This is a genomic window from uncultured Campylobacter sp., assembly GCF_938031315.1.
GTDB lineage: Bacteria > Campylobacterota > Campylobacteria > Campylobacterales > Campylobacteraceae > Campylobacter_B.
Window position 1 is genome coordinate 1 of sequence record NZ_CALHHT010000057.1, and the last position, 1,618, is coordinate 1,618.

Sequence of the window (1,618 nt, forward strand, 5' to 3'; positions counted from 1 at the left end):
AATTTTCCTCTTTTCAATTTTGCGTTTTGGATTTTTAAATTTAGTTTTTCCTGCTTGTCGCTTTGAAGCGCTTCGATGCCGAATCTTAGGGCGGTTTTTAGCTTTTCGTTATCGCTTTGAAGCTTTGAAATTTTCTGCTCGCTTTTGCGAAGAAGGGCGTAAATTTTAGAATTTTTTCTAATCGAAAGCACCAAAAGCACGGCAAAAATAGCCGTTAAAATTCCAAATATCACGTTCATCGCCCGCCTCCCGTTTTAAAATTTGATCCGAAATCTCCGCTCTCATTCGGTGAAATTTTATTCGCGCAACCACCCTCCTGCACGCCCTGCGCAAAATTTTGCTCGCAGCAATTGCGCGCTAAATCCGGATCGCAAGAGCTTGCGTCATCGCTTGCGGCGCCGCAAACATCCGTCACAACGCTCGTCGTGCCGTCCGTTCCGCAATTTAGGGCCAGTTTATCCACTCTCTTTTTGTGGCGCCCGCCCGCAAAATCGGTACTGAAAAATACCTTGATCATATCCTCGATCTCTAGCGCGCCCGTAAGCCGCGCGCCGAAAGCTAGGACATTGGCGTCGTTGTGCTCTCTAGCCAGCCGTGCGCTCGTCGCGTCGTGGCACAGCGCGCAACGCACGTGAACGCGGCGGTTTGCGGCGATGCTGATACCGATGCCCGTACCGCAGATCAAAACGCCGTAAATGCCGTAGTCGGTGGAATTTAAAATTTTATCTTTGCTCACATTCGAGCTTACGGCTGCATTTACGCTGATAGTCATGCTTTCGCTAGCGTTAAAATTTTGACGACTAGTGTTTTTGGCAGCATTAAAATTTTCATTTTTCCCACTACATTGCACAGCGTCGTTAAAATTTCCGCAGCCGTTTATACTTGCGCCGAAATTTTCACTGCCGCCTGCTTCGGAATTTTCCGCGGCTGCAGCGGAATTTATGCCGTCGTTTTCTTTAAAATTTTCACTTCGCGCGCAGGCTTCACATTCGGCTAAAATTTTATCCGCCAACGTGTCCGCAAAATCGGGATAGTCCACGCTCGCTTCGGCACTATGAGTGCCAAGGTCAACCGCTTCGTAACCTAAAGTGGCGAGCACTTTTTTAGCTTGTTCTTTGGCACGAAAGCCCGCATGATCGCTCGCTATGAAAATTTTATTTATTTGCATTACCACTCCTTATTTTTGCTCGTAGATTAAACTCTCATCGTTTTGCAAGGTATCGACGAAGCGCCCGATTCGCTCCCAGCGGATTTTGCGATCGGCATCGATACTAAAATATGTAAACCACGGCTTGCCGACGATCAGACGATAAGGTACCGGACCCCAGAAGCGGCTATCGGCAGAGTTATTGCGATTATCTCCTATCATAAAATACTCATCCTGCGGCACTTTGATGTAAAAGGCATTGAAGCTTATCCCCGCAGCTTCGAAGCTATGAGGAATTTCGCTTAGGCTAATGGGCTTCATAGAAAATTCACCCTTCTCAAGTGAGGCTTTGACGTTTGCCAGCATCGAGTTTCGATTATTAGGATCGTAGTGGATACCTTTAAATTTATACGGCTCCTTGACATATTTTTCGCCGCCCAGGATCACGATATCGCTCGCATCGTAGTTTGC

General features: G+C 47.1%; 2 protein-coding genes and 2 pseudogenes. All 4 read right to left on the reverse strand.

Annotated features, from left to right (window positions below; translation table 11 throughout):
• The coding region (locus Q0236_RS01705; RefSeq protein ID WP_297914301.1) for a hypothetical protein at nt 1-239 on the reverse strand (239 nt) is incomplete at its 3' end.
• Between the two features lie 206 nt (nt 240-445).
• Nucleotides 446-694: pseudogene (locus Q0236_RS01710) on the reverse strand (RpiB/LacA/LacB family sugar-phosphate isomerase); the annotation flags it as partial.
• A gap of 306 nt (nt 695-1,000) precedes the next feature.
• A pseudogene (locus Q0236_RS01715) lies at nt 1,001-1,168 on the reverse strand (RpiB/LacA/LacB family sugar-phosphate isomerase); the annotation flags it as partial.
• 9 nt (nt 1,169-1,177) lie between these two features.
• A partial coding sequence (gene lepB, locus Q0236_RS01720; RefSeq protein WP_297914303.1) for a signal peptidase I occupies nt 1,178-1,618 on the reverse strand: 441 nt, incomplete at its 5' end.